Here is a 17380-nt window from a genome sequence, read left to right on the forward strand (position 1 = left end):
TGTAGACAGTAATAAAGAAAGGAGAAGATTTTATGAAGATATTAATTGTAGAAGATGAACCCTCTTTAAGAGAATTGATCCAACGTTCGCTGGAAAAAGAACGTTATGTCGTAGAAACGGCCGGAGACTTCAACAGTGCATTATACAAAATAGAAGATTACGACTATGATTGTGTCTTACTGGATATTATGCTGCCGGACGGGAGCGGTCTTGACCTTCTCGAACGTTTGAAAGCTCTCCACAAACGGGAAAATGTGATTATTATCTCTGCCAAAGATTCGCTGGAAGACAAAGTACTGGGACTGGAATTAGGAGCTGACGATTATTTGCCGAAACCATTTCATCTGGCAGAATTAAATGCACGGATCAAAAGTGTGATCCGTCGGAATCAACATGATGGAGAAATCTATATCCGTCAGGGAAATGTAAAGATAGAACCCGATAAATACCGGGTGTTTGTCAACGAACAGGAGCTGGAACTGAACAGAAAAGAATATGATATCCTGCTTTATTTCATAAATCGTCCCGGCCGTCTGGTCAATAAAAACACACTGGCAGAATCGGTATGGGGAGACCACATCGATCAAGTGGATAACTTTGACTTCATTTATGCACAAATCAAAAATCTTCGCAAAAAAATGAAGGATGCAAAAGCAAATATTGAAATCAAGGCCGTTTATGGATTCGGCTATAAACTGATTGTAGAATAATCGAAACCAGAAAGGATCATCCATGAAACTTATATATTATATCATTTTTCGCATCACCCTCGCCCTGACTCTTATCCTGACTGTCTGGGCAGTCTTTTTCTATGTTACGATGATTGACGAAGTCAACGATGAAGTGGATGATTCACTGGAAGACTATTCGGAAACAATCATTATCCGCGCATTGGCAGGAGAGGAGCTTCCCTCCAAAAATAATGGTTCCAATAATCAATATTATCTGAAAGAAATAACCAAAGAATATGCAAAGAGCCGGGAAGATATCCAATATAAAGACTCCATGGTATACATTGTAGAAAAAGAGGAAACAGAACCGGCACGTATTCTGACCACTATCTTTAAAGATGACGAAGACCGTTATTACGAATTGACCGTATCCACTCCCAGCATCGAAAAAGATGATTTGAAAAGTGCGATTCAAGTCTGGATTATTTTCCTGTATGTAGCTCTGTTACTTTGTATCATCATCATATCCGTATGGGTATTTTATCGTAATATGCGACCGCTGTATATACTACTTCATTGGTTGGACAGCTATCAGACCGGAAAGAAAAACAAACCTCTGAAAAACGATACACGGATCACGGAATTCCGCAAACTGAATGATGCGGCCACCCGTTACGTAGAGCGGACAGAACAAATGTTCGAACAGCAGAAGCAGTTCATTGGAAACGCCTCACATGAAATTCAGACACCGCTTGCCATCTGCCGCAATCGGTTGGAAATGCTGATGGAAGACGATTCTTTGTCCGAGAAACAGCTTGAAGAGTTGATGAAAACCCATCAGACACTGAAATATATCACCAAACTAAACAAATCCCTGTTGCTACTATCAAAAATAGATAACGGTCAGTTCACTGACACCAAAGAGGTAGACTTAAACGTACTCCTCAGGCAATATCTGGAAGACTATAAAGAAGTCTACAGCTACAAGAACATAGAAGTAAGTATAACAGAACAGGCTAATTTCCATATAACCATGAACGAATCTCTGGCTATTGCTTTACTAACAAACCTGTTAAAGAACGCGTTTGTACATAACGTAGACGAAGGACATATCCGGATTATCATAACCAAACATAGCATCACCTTCCGAAATTCCGGAGAGAAGCAACCACTGGATGAGACTCACATCTTTGAACGTTTCTATCAAGGACACAAAAAAGAAGGATCTACTGGATTAGGACTGGCAATAACCGATTCCATCTGCCGTCTGCAACAGTTGAACTTGCGATATTACTTCGAACAAGGAGAACATTGTTTCGAAATCTCCAACAAGAACTAGAAGTAAAACAATTAATAAAACATCTGCCATCCAGAGCAAGACAATGTGCTGGATGGCAGAATTAATATGGTACTACCTAAGATTACACCTTATGACAATACCTGATTTGGACTCCGCATATATGATTATCGGGATCGGATTTCCCTTCTCATAAACATAATATATGAGATTGCAAAACAGATAACAGTCGCTGCAATCAGCCCCGTGAGCTGTGGCCAAACAACAAGCAGACTCTGTCCCAACGGCAGCGGACTCGGAATAGCCCCTTGTACCTGTTCCATCGTAAGCGGTCCGATACTTCTGACGGAAGGCATCAGCAGCGTTGTAGTAGCTTCATTAAACAATTCACTGGGTGCCAGACGCATTAATCCAAGAATAAATTTCTGATAACTGATAATCTGATAAGGAGACGCCATCTGCGACGGACTTAATCCCTTTGCCACTAAATTGACAATCATCGTATAGAATACGCTGAAAAACAGCCAAACGGCTACGGAAGCCAGCGCAGAAGTAGCAGCCTGACGGAAACGGAGTGAGAATAAGATGGCCAGGTTCAACCAAAAGGCTACATAAAAGATACTCGTTATAAGAAAGAAAACGATTCTCCAGAATTCTTCAGCCGTAGGAGGAATGCCAATGGCAATCAATCCGAATCCCATCACCAAAAAGCCCAGTACAAACAGCATAATACCTATCACGATCAAAGCAGCCACAAACTTCGCATTAATGATACAATCACGATGAATGGGCTGAGACAGCATACGGCTCAATGTCCCCTTATTCTGCTCCGAATTGACAGCATCGAATCCTAAAGCAATTCCCAACAAAGGACCTAAAAAGTTAATAAACAGCACAAAAGAGGGGAGAGTCCCGTCCGAAGCTGTAAATAACTTCAAGAAGAGGAACGAACTGTCCGGATCATCCGGTTTGATAGCCGCACCGATATTAGTAAGCGCCGTGTATAGCGATCCCATACAAGTAAGTGCTATGATACCGATCAGAATAAGAAAACGCCAGCTTTTGACATGATCGGATATTTCCTTATGTACGATAACCCAAAAAGGATGATTGACTTTACTCATGCCCTTCGCCTCCTTCCTCAAAATAATGGTTATAAATATCAGACAATTCCTGTTTCTTTTCTTTCAGCTCTGCCATATCAATCAGAGCAAGTATTTTGCCGTTACTGAACAATCCTACTCTGTCACATACTTTCTGTGCCTGGTCCAGATGGTGGGAAGAAAACAAAACCGTCAGCCCTTCCTCTTTGCTCAGCCAGCGAATCAGTTCAATAAACTCCTGAACACCCGCAGGGTCAATTCCCGAAGTCGGCTCATCTAGAATAATGATTTCGGGATTCTTAATAAGCACATCGGCCAGACCAAGACGTTGTCTCATACCGCGGGAATACTTTCCGGTTTTCTTTTTCAGCTGATCTTCAAGCCCTACGCGCTTCATCAGCTCCAGTGCTTTTACTTTCGCCTCCTTGTCAGGGATACCGTTCAGCCGTGCCGTATACATCAGATTTTCCAGACCTGTCATGTCATCATAGAATCCCACATCTTCGGGCAGATAGCCGATTTTCCTTTTCACTTCAATAGGATGAGTGGTAGAATTAATTCCACAAATCTCGACAATTCCCGATGTGGGCTCCGTTAATCCCATCATCATCAAAATAGTAGTTGACTTTCCGGCACCGTTCGGACCCAGCAAACCGAAGATTTCTCCTTTCCGGATACTCAGGCGAATATGATCTACAGCAGTAAATTTACCGTATTGTTTGGTTAATTCGGTAAGTACGATCACTTGTTCGCCCATAATTTACCTCCTTCCATATTTACGGAACAGATAGTAGACAACACCGATAGTAGCCAGAATAATCAGAACACCTACCCATCCCCAAATCATCGGAGTCTTTACGGCAATTCTGAATTGCGCATCTGCATTCACTTCCGGAGTTTTGGCCATCATCGTAGTTACATAATCACCCGGAAGCGCTTTCTTAGATGCTTTCAAGATGGCTACAACAGTAGCCGTTTCTCCGGCTTTCAGCATTTCTATCTTTGACGGTTCGAAAGCTACATCCCAGTCAACCGGCTTGTTGGCAGACAGTTGGATATCTTTCAATAAAGAAGAACCTGTATTTTTAATTTCCAGTTCGATTCGTTTGGTATCACCGGCAGTCACGTCAGAACTTAATAATCCTCTCGGGGTGGTCAGTTCCATCTGATAAGAACCGGTGACAACTACTTCCAGTTCCAGTTCAGCCGAAGTATTGCCTGTAGCGGCACGTACGGGAATTTTATAACTGCCAGCTTCCACATTGGCAGGAGGAGTGATGTCTATACTTACATTCTGGCTGCTGTTGGCTTCTACTTGTGCGGAAGTTGCCTGCTTATAATTAGGTTTGAAAATAACATTCCAGCCTCTGGGTGCTTTAGCCATCAACGCATACAGTTGCTGATCGGCAGTCTGATTCTTCAGTGTGGCATTAAAGGTGAAAGTTGATTTGGAATTTCCCTGCATATTGGGCTGGTCGGTGGTAAACTCCGTCTGATAAGTACCTTGTTGTGCCACAACGACATTCAGAGGGAGTTGCGCTTCTCCGGCAGACACTACAAAATGATAGCTGCCTCTGCTTACTTTTAAAGGAACATCTACCTTTAGATTAAAAGTCTTCTTTTCTTTAGGGAGTACGGCCAACTGACTGAGATTCCAACCACCGGATTTCATTTCATGTTTCCAGCTGCTTGATAGGCCACTGACGGAAAGATTGGCATTCACCAACTTGTCTGTGTTGTTAATCAGGTCGATGCTGTAGTCAATAGACGCCCCCGGTGAAACGGAGATTTTTGTGTAAGGTGTGTACAAGATCACGCTTTTAGGTATAGAGTCGTTAGCGTGTGTGTTACTCATGGGAAGTATTCCCAGCAAAACAGTTAATAATAAAAAACAATTTGTTCTCATAGTCATACGAAAGTTCTTATGGTTGATTTAATATGAATATTGTCAAATTTGTGCCTGCAAAAATAAGCGATGAATTTATTAGTTGCTGTTAAAAGAAACAAAAGAATACAATAAGAAAGATTTCCTTTGTTTTTTTCGGATTTTGCCCAAAATTCCCAAATCTTTTCAGATTCTCCTCTCATCTTTGCATTATAAATTAAATGATAACAGTAAAACCAATTAAAAAAACAATGATTATGAAAAAGTTAGTATTCTTATTAGTATGCTTGTTCACTTTACAGACAGTAGCACGTGCAGATGACGATAAACCTATCCAGGTGACTCAAATGCCACAATTAGCACAACAGTTCATCAAACAGCATTTCTCTGACAGCAAAGTGGCACTGGCAAAAATGGAAAGTGACTTCCTTTACAAAAGCTATGAAGTGATTTTCACGAATGGTAATAAAGTGGAATTTGACAAGAAGGGAAACTGGGAGGAAGTAGATTGCAAGCACACCTCCGTACCTGTTGCCATTATTCCTGCCGCCATTCAGAAATATGTAACAACTAATTATCCGGATGCAAAAGTGCTGAAGATAGAACGTGATAAGAAAGATTACGAAGTAAAGCTGTCCAACCGTACAGAACTGAAATTTGACCTGAAGTTTAATCTGATTGATATTGATAATTAACTTTCTTAAAATCTACGACAACAATGAAACTCAGAATTTATACACTACTGATAGCATTCTGTGCAGCATGGAGCCTGCACAGCTGCGACAACGATGACGATGAATCAATTGCTGTTCCTACCGCATTGCAAGAAGCATTCTCGACCAGGTATCCTAACGTCAAGAACGTAAAGTGGGAAACAAAGGCAGGATATTATGTAGCGGACTTCTATGATGGATATGAGGCATCCGCATGGTTTACGACGGATGGCAACTGGCATATGACTGAAACGGATATCCCGTACACCGCATTGCCCGATCCGGTAAAGAGTGCATTCGAAGCAAGTAACTATAAGACATGGAAAAGAGACGATGTGGATAAACTCGAGCGGCAAGGCATCGAAACAGTCTACGTCATTGAGGTGGAAAACCAAAATCAGGAAGTCGATCTGTATTATTCTGCCGATGGAGTGCTGATTAAAAGCATTGCAGACACAGACGATCATGAAAACGAGCACCTTCCGACCACTCAACTGCCCGCCGTCATGAAGACTTTCATTGATGGGAAATATGCAGGAGCAAGAATCGTGGAAGTAGACGTGGAAGATGACAAAAACGACTTGGACTTCGGATTTACGGAAGTAGATATCATCCATTTCGACAGTGGCCTGAACCGCAACGTTTCAAAAGAAGTCCTGTTTGATAAAGGCGGAGAGTGGTATTCTACCTCATGGGAGGTACGGAGAAACGAACTGCCCGCCGCAGTGACCAATGCCATCAGCACCGAGTATGCAGGATATCAGATGGATGATGCCGAATACTTTGAGATGGCAACGGAAACATCCTATTATCAGATTGAACTGGAAGGAAATAATTCTCCGGATATAGATATTAAAGTAACCGCAGACGGGACGATTCTCAAATAAAATAAAATAGTGACACTATCGGTTATGGTATAGTGTCACTATTTATTTTTATTCCTGTGCCCGCTTTCTCTTTAGCTCCGACTTAGCTTTATCATCGGCAATGCTGTCTGTCTGCTGCTGTTGCACCTTTTCGGCTTCTTCACGTTTCCGCTTGCTGCGCAGTTTCCATTTATTCCAGAAGAAAAGGTCACTCCATTTATTGAAATCCTTCTTATACATGATACCGACTCCCTGCGTAGTAAGGTTTGTCTTTGTGTAATAACGGTCATTTGTTTCATTATAAGCCTTCAGACGAATATCTCCCGAGCGGTTGATCAGCCATTCAGCTTCGAAGTCGCCTATAAAGTTGGTATTCGCCATCGGATTGTCCCGATAGCCGAAATTACCATTAACCAACAGGCGGTTGTTCAGCAACTGACCGGACAGGATACCTTCTACTTCCATATCCGTCCATCCTTTATCACCCGTGCTCAGATTGGTACCGATATTCCAGTTATTAGTCTCAAAAACCTGAGATAAGGCATTATTCAACTGACCGGACAGGGTAGAAGAGAGTACCGATGACATCACGTTCGAGTTCTGATTGTTCCGTGCAGCATCTTCCGTATAGAACTTACCGATACCCAGCAGATAAAGAATCTGCATATTCATCTGCTCTTCCGTACTGATATAATTGCGCACCAACGTCTGAATTTCATCTCTTTCATTCGGAAGCTCGATACCCAGCTTAATGGTCGGCCGCAGTAAAATCCCGCTCAGATTCATGATACAGTTTACCCGTACATTAGTCTGCTGGGCAATGGAGGAAACATCCGGATTCAAGTCGTTCAGTGAAGCGGAGTTTACCGTGTATGAAGCCTGAATATCCATATTCGCATCCAAAGGAGCGCCGTTGAAAGTAATCGTACTTCCATCTTTGATGATAAAATCCTTGCGAATCACTTCCTGCAAACTGAACTTATATATTCCCTGACTGATCCGGTAATTACCAAACATCTTCACATCCCCTTTATTATAAAACTCCGTGCGTATGTTTCCCGTTCCCTTCGCACTGATGTAGTCTCCGGCTATAGGGTCCATAATAATTTTCATGGTGGCATCGGGTGTAGCATCTACCAGAATATTCAAACGAATATCTGTCTGATGCTCTTCTTCGTCCGCCTGACGCTTCTGCTGCATCTGCTCAAAATAGGAATTTACCCGAATGGAATCCTGAATGTTTCGACGGGGCGTTTTATCTACAAACTTTATGAACTGGGTGCTGGCAGCCGACGCCACATTTCCGTTGATATAGGTGAATACCGTATTCCGGTTGGTTGTCATAGCGAGATTTACGTCCAGTCCCTGTATCGCATTCCCTGCAAGCAACGCATTTCCCGTAGCATATACCGTTCCAAAGAATGGCATATCCGTCGATTCCTTCGTATTCATCAAGAGCATATTATTAGCCTGTATCTCAAAACGGTAATTTATATTCTTGAAATGCTGGAAACGCAGATACCCGTTCAAGGTTCCCGAATGCCCTTCCATATCGGCAATATGCATATTATTGAACTGTAAGCCGGTAGGAGCCAGATGAATCGTATCTCTAACGGCAAAGTGGGTATTCAGGATATCGAACTTCATGGAAGCATCCGTCATAACAGCCCCATCCAGATTCAATCCCTTGAACTTTCCGTAAAAATGTACTTTTCCCGTTCCCCGTCCTTTTATATCCTGTGCTATCGATTTCATATAAAATTCGAGGAATTTCAAATTCAGTTCATGGGCATCGATATTCAGATCAAGTCCGCTTTCCGGTTTCAACGGGTAGATCATACCGGTGACTCGCGATGGTGACGGCGATATATCCTGAATGGACGCATCCAGATAGATTCCTCTTTTCTCATTATCCCAGGCACCATATACGTTCAAATCACCTAAACGGCCCTGATTGAGCGAGAAATTCTTGACGAAGAGGCGGGTATTCATCACAGGTTTCTTGAACACGCCACTGGCATAAGCCGTTCCCGTGGCATCTCCTTCAAAGTTTACATCATCGGATATGTTTGCGATATCAAATACGTATCCCATATTGATGTCTTTCAAGTCCACCTTTACGGTATCCGCCGGATTGTCGGAAAGTCGCCCGTTAATACGCACATAACGGTCATGGTGACTGAAATAGAAATTATTCACATCCACCTTGCCCGAGTCTACCACTACCTGCGAAGGATGTATCTGCCAAAGCGTATCATTTAAGATAACGTCTGTCTGTTTCACATCCACCATCGCTTTCAGCAAAGGCTTTTCGCCTGCTGTACGCAGGAATTGTGCAACAGCCGCCAACTTTCCACTATAAGTCGCTATGGCATTATTTCCCCAATTTAGAGTCGTGCTGACTTTATCTTCTTTGGCCTGTGCTTCCAGAGAAAGATTCACGGCTCCATTCTTTTTCAGACTGGTCAGCCGCACCTTCGCACTGATATGGTCCGAAGGATTCTCGCACAGGATCATACCCGACTCGATAAAGTTGTTTTTATATTGCAGGCGGGGGAAGTAGCCTTCCACACGTAGCCGCTGCAAGGCATCATTAAAATACCCTTTTAACGTAGAATGTGTATATACAGTCAACGGAACATCAAATATCGTAGATAAAATGTCCGTATTATATATATGTACATCAAACGCAAAATTATTGTTCGTCTCTATCGGTTTCTTCGGAGGCAATATCAAAGACGGAACATACCGACGCATGATATTGAATATACTTGCCGGTAAGGTGTGGTACTGGAATTTTCCCGCTATGCTTGCTGTCAGAAACTCAGAAGTCAGTTTAAGCTGATTTTCATTATCCTGCCGGGTAGCCCGTACATTCATGTTCTTCATGAAATATTCCTTGTCCGGTGCCCTGAACTCCAGGCTGTCCACATTGATCTCTCCAATCATCTCGTCAATGGAACCTCCGGTAAAGTTGGCTTTTACCTTCAGAGAGAACTCCGCATCCTGGTAGTCAGGTGTAAGATTTAGATCATTAGGACGGAACTTGTCGACAACAGCAAGGAAATTGAAAGTAGGGACCTTGGATGCCACATTCACATCTCCGTTCAGATAGATAGACCCATTCGGATCATCCAGCGCTATCTTTCCGTTAAATCCGCCTTGCTTGTATTCGCCGTCCAGCGTAATATTCTCATATTTATATCTGCTATATTCCACAGAAGCGATCAATCCCTTCAACTCTACAGCAGGAAGCTGTTTTTCGATATGCCGTCCATGTACATCCAGGTTAAAGGTGATTTCTCCCAACTTCTCATTATTCAATAACTTGCCCAGTTCAAACTCTTCTGTTTTGACAGCTCCGGAATAAGCAAACAGCCCCTTAGCCTTATCAGAACTTAACTTTAAGTCGGTCTTTACATTACCAAGCCCGGTACGCAACTGTCCATAAGTAACCAGATCGGTGAAGTATCCGGAAATCTCTCCACGGAAATCAATATCCCCCAAACGTTCCAGAAGAGGAGGTACACCATTGTAATTGCTGCTCAGATTACGTACCAGAAAACCGACGCCGCGACTGTTAGCGGAAAGTTCGGAAAGCTTCCCGTACACATACGCATCCTGCGGACTCGAAAGCTCTTGAAGCGATACATCCCCCGATAGCCGGAACTGGCGGTCGTCGGCCGTAATCTCCAGATGAGAGCAGGTAAGCTGGTCGACCGTTCCCTTCACCTGCATATCCAGCGTTATCGGTTCTTTGAAATGCGCCAATACAGGTACAAAAGGGGAAATATCTTTCAGAGTAATCTGTGAGGGCAATGTGCGGAAAGAAAAGTGAACCTTCTCCGAGAACTGATCAAAAGCCTTCAGACTGTCATACACCAAATGAATAGTATCCATCTTCAGTGAAGTTTCGGGCAGCTCAATGGCAAAATTCTCTATATTAGTCCGTTTATCATTGGCAACCAATTTCAGACTCATCTTCTTTAAAGAGAATCCGGAAGCCTTTTCATCGAAGCTCAGACGCTTGATACCAAGATTCAAAGAATCCCTGTTCATCGCCTTCAATGAAATATTGGCTATAATATTCTGAAGCTGGACATGCTTGGCATTAAACTTTCCGGGAGTCTTTTCCTCTGACAATACATGATAAGCCATCCTTCCCCGACGAATCAAAACGGAATTGATACGCAAATCCAGCGAACTTTCCTTTTTTACAGTGTCCTTGGAAGCAAAAGCATCCAATACGAACTTAAAATTCGGAGGAGAGTCGGGAGTCTCTTTATTCAGATTGATGGTAAAGCCGAATAACTGGACACTGCTAATGGAAATCTTTCCCTTAAAGAAAGGAAGGATATCAAACTTAGCCGATAAGCGGGTTACTTTGAGCATTTCCTTGCCGCTCTGGTCGTCAAGCAGCACATCATCAATGATAATACGGTTTAATAGACCGATATTTATTTTGCCGATAGTCAGGCGTGTATTCAGCACCTCGGACAATTCCTTGGCGATAAACACACTCATTGCTCGCTGAACATTTGGAATATTCAGCAAAACAATAGTTCCGATATATACTCCCAGTACAATACCAACTACCCAGCGTACAGTCTTTTTCAGCGTTCTGATAAGCGATAACTTTTATTTAGCGAACAAAAATATAAAATAGTTCGTTATGAATCGTAGTTTTATCATTACTTTTGCACCGTTTAATAGTTTAAAAACATATGAGTGCAATAATATTAGGAATTGAATCCTCCTGTGATGATACGTCGGCAGCCGTAATCAAGGATGGTTATCTGCTGTCAAATGTGGTATCAAGTCAAGCCGTACATGAAGCATACGGCGGAGTAGTACCCGAATTAGCTTCACGGGCACATCAACAAAATATCGTTCCTGTGGTACACGAAGCACTGAAACGGGCAGGGGTTACCAAAGAAGAACTGAGCGCGGTAGCTTTCACACGTGGACCGGGATTGATGGGATCTTTACTTGTAGGCGTCTCTTTCGCCAAAGGATTCGCACGTTCACTCGGTATTCCTTTGATAGATGTTAATCATCTGACAGGGCATGTCTTAGCTCATTTTATTAAAGCAGAAGGAGAAGAAAATATCCAACCGAAATTCCCGTTCCTTTGCCTGTTGGTATCCGGAGGAAACTCACAGATTATATTGGTAAAAGCCTATAATGATATGGAAATTCTCGGTCAGACGATTGATGACGCTGCCGGAGAAGCAATCGATAAATGTTCTAAAGTGATGGGTCTCGGATATCCGGGCGGACCGATCATTGACAAACTGGCACGTCAAGGCAATCCGAAAGCGTATACTTTCAGCAAACCGCATATTCCGGGGCTGGACTACAGTTTCAGCGGACTGAAAACTTCTTTCCTATACTCCTTGCGTGACTGGATGAAAGACGATCCCGATTTCATCGAGCATCATAAAGTGGATTTGGCCGCCTCTCTGGAAGCAACTGTTGTAGACATTCTGATGGACAAACTGCGGAAAGCTGCCAAAGAATATAAAATAAAAGAAGTAGCCGTAGCCGGAGGAGTCTCTGCCAATAACGGATTGCGTAACTCTTTCCGAGAACACGCTGAAAAGTATGGCTGGAATATTTTTATTCCTAAATTCAGCTATACGACCGACAATGCAGCCATGATTGCCATTACCGGATACTTCAAGTATCTGGATAAAGACTTCTGCTCCATTGATCTTCCGGCTTATTCCCGTGTCACATTATAAAACAGTTTTTTACCGTCATCGTCACTTTATATAATAAACTATTGTCATAGAATAATTTAAGTAGTGACGATTAAAGTGACGGCAATAACAATAGTGACGGCAAACGCCGAAAAAATGTCACCGACCCAATAGGCGGTGGCATAAAGAAGCCTTGCTGAAAACAAAATGCACCTATATATAATAGGGAGACAAAGGAGGATTAATGATATAAGAAGCCTTCATTAAGAATCTTTGTTTATAGCATTCCTTCGTTCCACGTGCGTAAGCCATCCAGTTCACATACGTGATCCATTCGGCTCACGCACATGAACCGAATGGATCACGTATATGGAACGAAAAAATGAAGTAAACCTAATGACTTAACACAGCGTATATACCTTATTAATATAAGTAGCATATTCTATTAACTAACGCAGGAAAAAGATGTTTGCTGAAATTATTACCATTGGTGACGAGCTGCTGATAGGGCAGGTAGTCGATACAAATTCTGCCTGGATGGGGCAGGAATTAAATAAGATAGGTATCGAAGTTCTACGCATTGTTTCGATCCGTGATCGGGAAGAAGAGATCATGGAAGCAGTAAATAATGCGATGAAAAGGGTGAATATCGTTCTGGTAACCGGAGGACTCGGTCCCACAAAAGACGATATCACCAAACAAACTCTCTGTAAATACTTCCATACCGAACTGATATTCAGCGAAGAAGTATTTGAGAACGTAAAGCGGGTGCTTGCCGGGAAAATACCGATGAATGCGCTGAATAAGAGTCAGGCAATGGTTCCCAAAGATTGCACGGTCATCAACAATCCGGTAGGAAGCGCTTCTGTCAGCTGGTTTGAGAAAGACAATAAAGTGCTCGTATCCATGCCGGGTGTTCCGCAGGAAATGACTGCCGTTATGACTGAGTCCGTATTGCCCAAGCTACGTGAGAAGTTTCAAACGGATGTAATCATGCACCGGACCTTTCTAGTACAACATTACCCCGAATCCATACTCGCTGAGAAGCTGGAACCGTGGGAGACAGCCTTGCCGGAAAGCATCAAATTGGCATATCTGCCCAAACTTGGAATCATCCGCCTGCGGCTAACCGGACGGGGACAGAACAAGATAGAAGTGGAAAGCGCACTGAACGACGAGCAGGCTAAGCTGGAAGCGATACTGGGCGATGATATTTTCAGCGAAGAAGATATCCCACTGGAGGTAATCGTAGGCGAACTGCTGAAAAAGAAGAATTTAACCGTTTCCACCGCAGAAAGTTGCACCGGAGGAAGTATTGCGGCACGTCTGACGTCCATTGCCGGAAGTTCGGAATACTTTAATGGAGGAATAGTGGCATATTCTAACGAAGTGAAGATGAATCTGCTCCATGTTTCACCGGAAACACTGGAAGTGTATGGCGCTGTCAGTGAGCAGACTGTGATCGAAATGGTAAAAGGAGCGATGAAAGCGCTGAAAACCGACTGCGCTGTCGCAACTTCAGGAATTGCCGGTCCCGGAGGTGGAACACCGGAGAAGCCGGTAGGCACTGTCTGGATCGCTGCTGGTTATAAAAATGAAATTCGTACTTACAGGCAGGAAACGAACCGCGGAAGAGCCATGAATATTGAAAGAGCGGGCAATAATGCGCTATTAATTCTTCGTGATTTGCTCAAATAAGGAAAAATTGGTGTCTGGAAGTGAATTATTTTAAGAAATCCTTGTTTTATACGGATAAAAGTGCTTACTTTGCGTCCTGTTTGAAATAAGTATAGATATAAAACTATAAAAATAAGATAGAAATGTCGAAGATTTGTCAAATTACCGGAAAGAAAGCCATGATTGGCAACAATGTTTCACACTCAAAGAGAAGAACAAAAAGAACCTTTGATTTGAACTTGTTTAACAAAAAGTTCTATTATGTAGAACAAGACTGTTGGATCAGCCTTAGCCTTTGCGCTAACGGTCTGCGTATCATCAACAAAAAAGGACTGGACGCTGCACTGAACGATGCAGTAGCTAAAGGTTTCTGTGATTGGAAAAGCATTAAAGTAATCGGCTAAACGTAGAGGAGAAAACTTACAATGGCAAAGAAAGCAAAAGGTAACAGAGTACAGGTGATTCTGGAATGTACAGAACACAAAGAGAGTGGAATGCCGGGAACATCTCGCTATATCACAACTAAGAACAGAAAGAATACAACTGAAAGACTTGAGTTGAAGAAATACAACCCGATTCTGAAGAGAGTAACAGTACATAAGGAAATTAAATAATAATAGTATAACCCATGGCAAAGAAAACAGTAGCAAGTTTGCACGAAGGTTCTAAAGAAGGTCGTGCTTACACCAAGGTTATCAAAATGGTGAAATCTCCGAAAACTGGAGCTTACGTTTTTGATGAACAAATGGTTGCAAACGAAAAAGTACAAGACTTTTTCAAAAAATAATCAGAATAGCATAAAACGCTATAAACACAAAATCCCCTCATTGGCAAACAGTGAGGGGATTTTTTATTGCTTCTTTTTTTTACTTTTCCAATCCTTTGTTATATCTTTGTAGCATAATGTATTATACAAATAACTGTTGATATGGGATTTTTTAGTTTTTTTTCAAAGGAAAAGAAGGAAACTTTAGATAAAGGATTATCTAAAACCAAAGAGAGCGTATTCAGTAAAATCGCTCGTGCCGTGGCTGGTAAGTCGAAAGTAGACGACGAAGTATTGGATAATCTGGAAGAAGTTTTGATCACATCTGACGTGGGGGTAGAGACAACTTTGAATATTATCAAACGTATCGAAAAACGGGCCGCTGCAGACAAATATGTGAATACTCAAGAGTTGAATCACATACTGCGTGATGAAATTGCTGCCCTTTTGACCGAGAATAATTCGGATGACGTAGCAGACTTTGATGTACCTATCAAGAAAAAGCCTTATGTAATGATGGTAGTGGGAGTAAACGGGGTAGGTAAAACAACAACAATCGGGAAATTAGCTTATCAATTCAAGAAAGCGGGCAAATCTGTTTATTTGGGTGCCGCCGATACATTCCGTGCAGCTGCCGTAGAGCAGTTGATGATCTGGGGTGAACGCGTAGGTGTGCCTGTTGTAAAACAGAAAATGGGTGCGGACCCTGCATCTGTCGCTTTCGATACACTGAGTTCTGCTGTTGCCAACAATGCGGATGTAGTGATTATCGATACGGCCGGCCGCTTACACAATAAAGTAGGCTTGATGAATGAGCTTACCAAGATAAAGAACGTCATGAAGAAGGTAGTACCCAATGCACCGGATGAAGTCCTGCTGGTATTGGATGGTTCTACCGGACAGAATGCTTTCGAGCAAGCCAAGCAATTTACATTGGCTACGGAGGTGACTGCAATGGCTATCACCAAGTTGGACGGAACCGCCAAAGGCGGAGTAGTGATCGGCATCTCCGACCAGTTCAAGATTCCTGTAAAATACATTGGATTGGGTGAAGGCATGGAAGATTTGCAAGTCTTCCGCAAAAATGAATTTGTTGATTCCCTGTTTGGAGAGAATGCATGAAAAGAAAGAGAATAGATATTATTACTTTAGGTTGTTCTAAAAATTTAGTAGACTCGGAGCAGTTGATGCGTCAGCTGGAAGAAGCAGGATACAGCGTAACTCATGATACAGAAAATCCGGAAGGGGAGATAGCGGTAATCAACACCTGCGGTTTCATCGGTGACGCGAAAGAAGAGTCTATCAATATGATTCTGGAATTTGCAGAAAGAAAAGAAGAAGGCGACTTGAAGAAACTGTTTGTAATGGGCTGTCTTTCCGAGCGTTATTTACAAGAACTGGCCATTGAAATACCACAGGTAGACAAGTTCTACGGCAAATTCAACTGGAAAGAACTCTTGCAGGACTTGGGAAAAACGTACCATGAGGAATTGTATATTGAGCGTACTTTGACCACTCCCAAGCATTATGCTTATCTGAAGATTTCAGAAGGATGTGACCGCAAGTGCTCTTATTGTGCTATTCCCATTATTACAGGACGCCATATATCCAAGTCGATGGAAGAAATACTGGATGAAGTCCGGTATCTGGTATCGCAAGGGGTAAAGGAGTTTCAGGTGATCGCTCAGGAATTGACGTATTACGGAGTCGATCTGTATAAAAAGCAAATGCTGCCCGAATTGATCGAACGTATCTCGGAAATTCCGGGTGTAGAGTGGATTCGTCTGCATTATGCGTATCCGGCACATTTTCCAACGGATTTATTTCGGGTGATGCGGGAACGCGATAATGTCTGCAAATATATGGATATAGCCTTGCAGCATATCAGTGACAACATGTTGAAACTGATGCGTCGGCAAGTAAGCAAAGAAGATACGTACAAGCTGATCGAACAGTTCCGTAAAGAAGTACCGGGTATCCATCTGCGCACTACGCTGATGGTAGGACATCCCGGAGAAACGGAAGAAGACTTTGAAGAGCTGAAAGAATTTGTACGCAAGGCGCGTTTCGACAGGATGGGGGCTTTCGCTTATTCTGAAGAAGAGGGTACTTATGCTGCCCAGCAATATGAAGACTCTATACCACAGGAGGTTAAACAAGCCCGACTGGACGAGCTAATGGATATCCAGCAAGGTATTTCAGCAGAATTGAGCGCTGCAAAAATTGGTCAGCAGATGAAAGTCATCATCGACCGGATCGAGGGAGATTATTATATCGGACGTACGGAATTTGATTCACCGGAGGTAGACCCAGAAGTATTGATCAGTGTTTCCAGAGAAGAACTTGAAGTCGGACAATTCTATCAGGTAGAAGTAACCGATGCGGACGATTTTGATTTATATGCAAAGATATTAAACAAGTATGAATAATAAGGAATTTACATCGGAACTGGCAGACAGACTGGGGTATACTATCAAAGACACTTCTGAACTGATAAGTTCTTTATTGTCTGACATGACACAGGAACTGGAAGACGGGAATGCGATTGCAATACAGGGCTTTGGTTCTTTTGAAGTGAAGAAAAAAGCGGAGCGCATTTCGATCAATCCGTCCACGAAGCAACGTATGCTGGTTCCTCCTAAATTGGTATTGACGTACAGACCCAGCAATACACTGAAAGACAAGTTTAAATAATATATA

Annotated in this window: 16 protein-coding genes; 12 read left to right on the forward strand and 4 right to left on the reverse strand. The window is 42.6% G+C overall.

Features of this window, described 5'->3' with window-relative positions; all coding sequences use genetic code 11:
• Positions 1 to 32 precede the first annotated feature (32 nt).
• Both NBH01_RS03195 and NBH01_RS03200 read left to right on the forward strand, forming a co-directional pair.
• Positions 33 to 710, forward strand: coding sequence for a response regulator transcription factor (locus NBH01_RS03195; protein ID WP_225693997.1), 678 nt, complete (start codon positions 33 to 35; stop codon positions 708 to 710).
• Positions 711 to 732: 22 nt separating this feature from the next.
• Positions 733 to 2010 carry a sensor histidine kinase gene (locus tag NBH01_RS03200; protein WP_011107523.1) on the forward strand — a complete coding sequence of 426 codons (1278 nt, stop codon included), beginning with the start codon at positions 733 to 735 and terminating at the stop codon, positions 2008 to 2010.
• A 125-nt stretch (positions 2011 to 2135) separates the two neighbouring features.
• Here NBH01_RS03200 and NBH01_RS03205 read toward each other — a convergent pair whose 3' ends face one another.
• From NBH01_RS03205 to NBH01_RS03215, 3 genes are read right to left on the reverse strand one after another with little or no spacing between them, the layout of a single operon-like run.
• On the reverse strand, positions 2136 to 3092 hold the full coding sequence (locus NBH01_RS03205; protein WP_008761587.1) for an ABC transporter permease: 957 nt from the start codon (positions 3090 to 3092) through the stop codon (positions 2136 to 2138).
• Entirely contained in the window at positions 3085 to 3828 is a 744-nt protein-coding gene (locus NBH01_RS03210; protein WP_011107522.1) for an ABC transporter ATP-binding protein, read from the reverse strand. Before NBH01_RS03210 ends, NBH01_RS03205 begins: the two co-directional genes overlap by 8 nt.
• A 3-nt stretch (positions 3829 to 3831) precedes the next feature.
• Positions 3832 to 4983, reverse strand: a complete 1152-nt coding sequence (locus tag NBH01_RS03215) for a COG1470 family protein (protein ID WP_011107521.1) — start codon at positions 4981 to 4983, stop codon at positions 3832 to 3834.
• Positions 4984 to 5213: 230 nt separating this feature from the next.
• On the opposite strand from NBH01_RS03215, the gene NBH01_RS03220 reads away from it, so the two are divergent.
• Both NBH01_RS03220 and NBH01_RS03225 read left to right on the forward strand, forming a co-directional pair.
• Entirely contained in the window at positions 5214 to 5651 is a 438-nt protein-coding gene (locus NBH01_RS03220; protein ID WP_008765741.1) for a PepSY-like domain-containing protein, read from the forward strand.
• A gap of 23 nt (positions 5652 to 5674) precedes the next feature.
• Positions 5675 to 6556 carry a PepSY-like domain-containing protein gene (locus NBH01_RS03225; protein WP_250699979.1) on the forward strand — a complete coding sequence of 294 codons (882 nt, stop codon included), beginning with the start codon at positions 5675 to 5677 and terminating at the stop codon, positions 6554 to 6556.
• A 48-nt stretch (positions 6557 to 6604) separates the two neighbouring features.
• Here the strand turns inward: NBH01_RS03225 and NBH01_RS03230 are convergent, their stop codons facing one another.
• The gene (locus NBH01_RS03230; protein ID WP_225694155.1) at positions 6605 to 11059 is read right to left on the reverse strand and encodes a translocation/assembly module TamB domain-containing protein; all 4455 of its coding nucleotides are present in this window, start codon (positions 11057 to 11059) and stop codon (positions 6605 to 6607) included.
• A 200-nt stretch (positions 11060 to 11259) separates the two neighbouring features.
• Here NBH01_RS03230 and tsaD point away from each other — a divergent pair, with 200 nt between their 5' ends.
• The 8 genes from tsaD to NBH01_RS03270 all read left to right on the forward strand — a co-directional run bounded on the left by tsaD (position 11260) and on the right by NBH01_RS03270 (position 17374).
• Complete coding sequence (gene tsaD, locus NBH01_RS03235; protein ID WP_011107518.1) at positions 11260 to 12279, forward strand: tRNA (adenosine(37)-N6)-threonylcarbamoyltransferase complex transferase subunit TsaD; 1020 nt, start codon at positions 11260 to 11262, stop codon at positions 12277 to 12279.
• 423 nt (positions 12280 to 12702) lie between these two features.
• Positions 12703 to 13935, forward strand: a complete 1233-nt coding sequence (locus NBH01_RS03240) for a competence/damage-inducible protein A (RefSeq protein WP_055298462.1) — start codon at positions 12703 to 12705, stop codon at positions 13933 to 13935.
• A gap of 122 nt (positions 13936 to 14057) precedes the next feature.
• Positions 14058 to 14318: a 50S ribosomal protein L28 gene (gene rpmB / locus NBH01_RS03245; protein ID WP_008765736.1), complete on the forward strand. Its 261-nt coding sequence runs from the start codon at positions 14058 to 14060 to the stop codon at positions 14316 to 14318.
• 21 nt (positions 14319 to 14339) lie between these two features.
• Positions 14340 to 14528: a 50S ribosomal protein L33 gene (rpmG, locus tag NBH01_RS03250; protein ID WP_008761579.1), complete on the forward strand. Its 189-nt coding sequence runs from the start codon at positions 14340 to 14342 to the stop codon at positions 14526 to 14528.
• A 14-nt stretch (positions 14529 to 14542) separates the two neighbouring features.
• Positions 14543 to 14701 carry a DUF4295 domain-containing protein gene (locus NBH01_RS03255; protein ID WP_008761578.1) on the forward strand — a complete coding sequence of 53 codons (159 nt, stop codon included), beginning with the start codon at positions 14543 to 14545 and terminating at the stop codon, positions 14699 to 14701.
• A gap of 141 nt (positions 14702 to 14842) precedes the next feature.
• Positions 14843 to 15802, forward strand: coding sequence for a signal recognition particle-docking protein FtsY (gene ftsY, locus NBH01_RS03260; RefSeq protein WP_011107516.1), 960 nt, complete (start codon positions 14843 to 14845; stop codon positions 15800 to 15802).
• The gene (gene rimO / locus NBH01_RS03265; RefSeq protein WP_008765734.1) at positions 15799 to 17109 is read left to right on the forward strand and encodes a 30S ribosomal protein S12 methylthiotransferase RimO; all 1311 of its coding nucleotides are present in this window, start codon (positions 15799 to 15801) and stop codon (positions 17107 to 17109) included. Before ftsY ends, rimO begins: the two co-directional genes overlap by 4 nt.
• Entirely contained in the window at positions 17102 to 17374 is a 273-nt protein-coding gene (locus NBH01_RS03270; RefSeq protein ID WP_008761575.1) for an HU family DNA-binding protein, read from the forward strand. Before rimO ends, NBH01_RS03270 begins: the two co-directional genes overlap by 8 nt.
• Positions 17375 to 17380 lie beyond the last annotated feature (6 nt).

The organism is Bacteroides sp. B1-V-101, from assembly GCF_023656585.1.
GTDB lineage: Bacteria > Bacteroidota > Bacteroidia > Bacteroidales > Bacteroidaceae > Bacteroides > Bacteroides thetaiotaomicron.

Bases quoted from the DNA above. Each gene is read 5' to 3' on its own strand.
- NBH01_RS03195 (WP_225693997.1), top strand. From the start codon at position 33: ATGAAGATATTAATTGTAGAAGATGAACCCTCTTTAAGAGAATTGATC.
- NBH01_RS03200 (WP_011107523.1), top strand. From the start codon at position 733: ATGAAACTTATATATTATATCATTTTTCGCATCACCCTCGCCCTGACT.
- NBH01_RS03205 (WP_008761587.1), bottom strand. From the start codon at position 3,092: ATGAGTAAAGTCAATCATCCTTTTTGGGTTATCGTACATAAGGAAATA.
- NBH01_RS03210 (WP_011107522.1), bottom strand. From the start codon at position 3,828: ATGGGCGAACAAGTGATCGTACTTACCGAATTAACCAAACAATACGGT.
- NBH01_RS03215 (WP_011107521.1), bottom strand. From the start codon at position 4,983: ATGACTATGAGAACAAATTGTTTTTTATTATTAACTGTTTTGCTGGGA.
- NBH01_RS03220 (WP_008765741.1), top strand. From the start codon at position 5,214: ATGAAAAAGTTAGTATTCTTATTAGTATGCTTGTTCACTTTACAGACA.
- NBH01_RS03225 (WP_250699979.1), top strand. From the start codon at position 5,675: ATGAAACTCAGAATTTATACACTACTGATAGCATTCTGTGCAGCATGG.
- NBH01_RS03230 (WP_225694155.1), bottom strand. From the start codon at position 11,059: ATGAGTGTGTTTATCGCCAAGGAATTGTCCGAGGTGCTGAATACACGC.
- tsaD (WP_011107518.1), top strand. From the start codon at position 11,260: ATGAGTGCAATAATATTAGGAATTGAATCCTCCTGTGATGATACGTCG.
- NBH01_RS03240 (WP_055298462.1), top strand. From the start codon at position 12,703: ATGTTTGCTGAAATTATTACCATTGGTGACGAGCTGCTGATAGGGCAG.
- rpmB (WP_008765736.1), top strand. From the start codon at position 14,058: ATGTCGAAGATTTGTCAAATTACCGGAAAGAAAGCCATGATTGGCAAC.
- rpmG (WP_008761579.1), top strand. From the start codon at position 14,340: ATGGCAAAGAAAGCAAAAGGTAACAGAGTACAGGTGATTCTGGAATGT.
- NBH01_RS03255 (WP_008761578.1), top strand. From the start codon at position 14,543: ATGGCAAAGAAAACAGTAGCAAGTTTGCACGAAGGTTCTAAAGAAGGT.
- ftsY (WP_011107516.1), top strand. From the start codon at position 14,843: ATGGGATTTTTTAGTTTTTTTTCAAAGGAAAAGAAGGAAACTTTAGAT.
- rimO (WP_008765734.1), top strand. From the start codon at position 15,799: ATGAAAAGAAAGAGAATAGATATTATTACTTTAGGTTGTTCTAAAAAT.
- NBH01_RS03270 (WP_008761575.1), top strand. From the start codon at position 17,102: ATGAATAATAAGGAATTTACATCGGAACTGGCAGACAGACTGGGGTAT.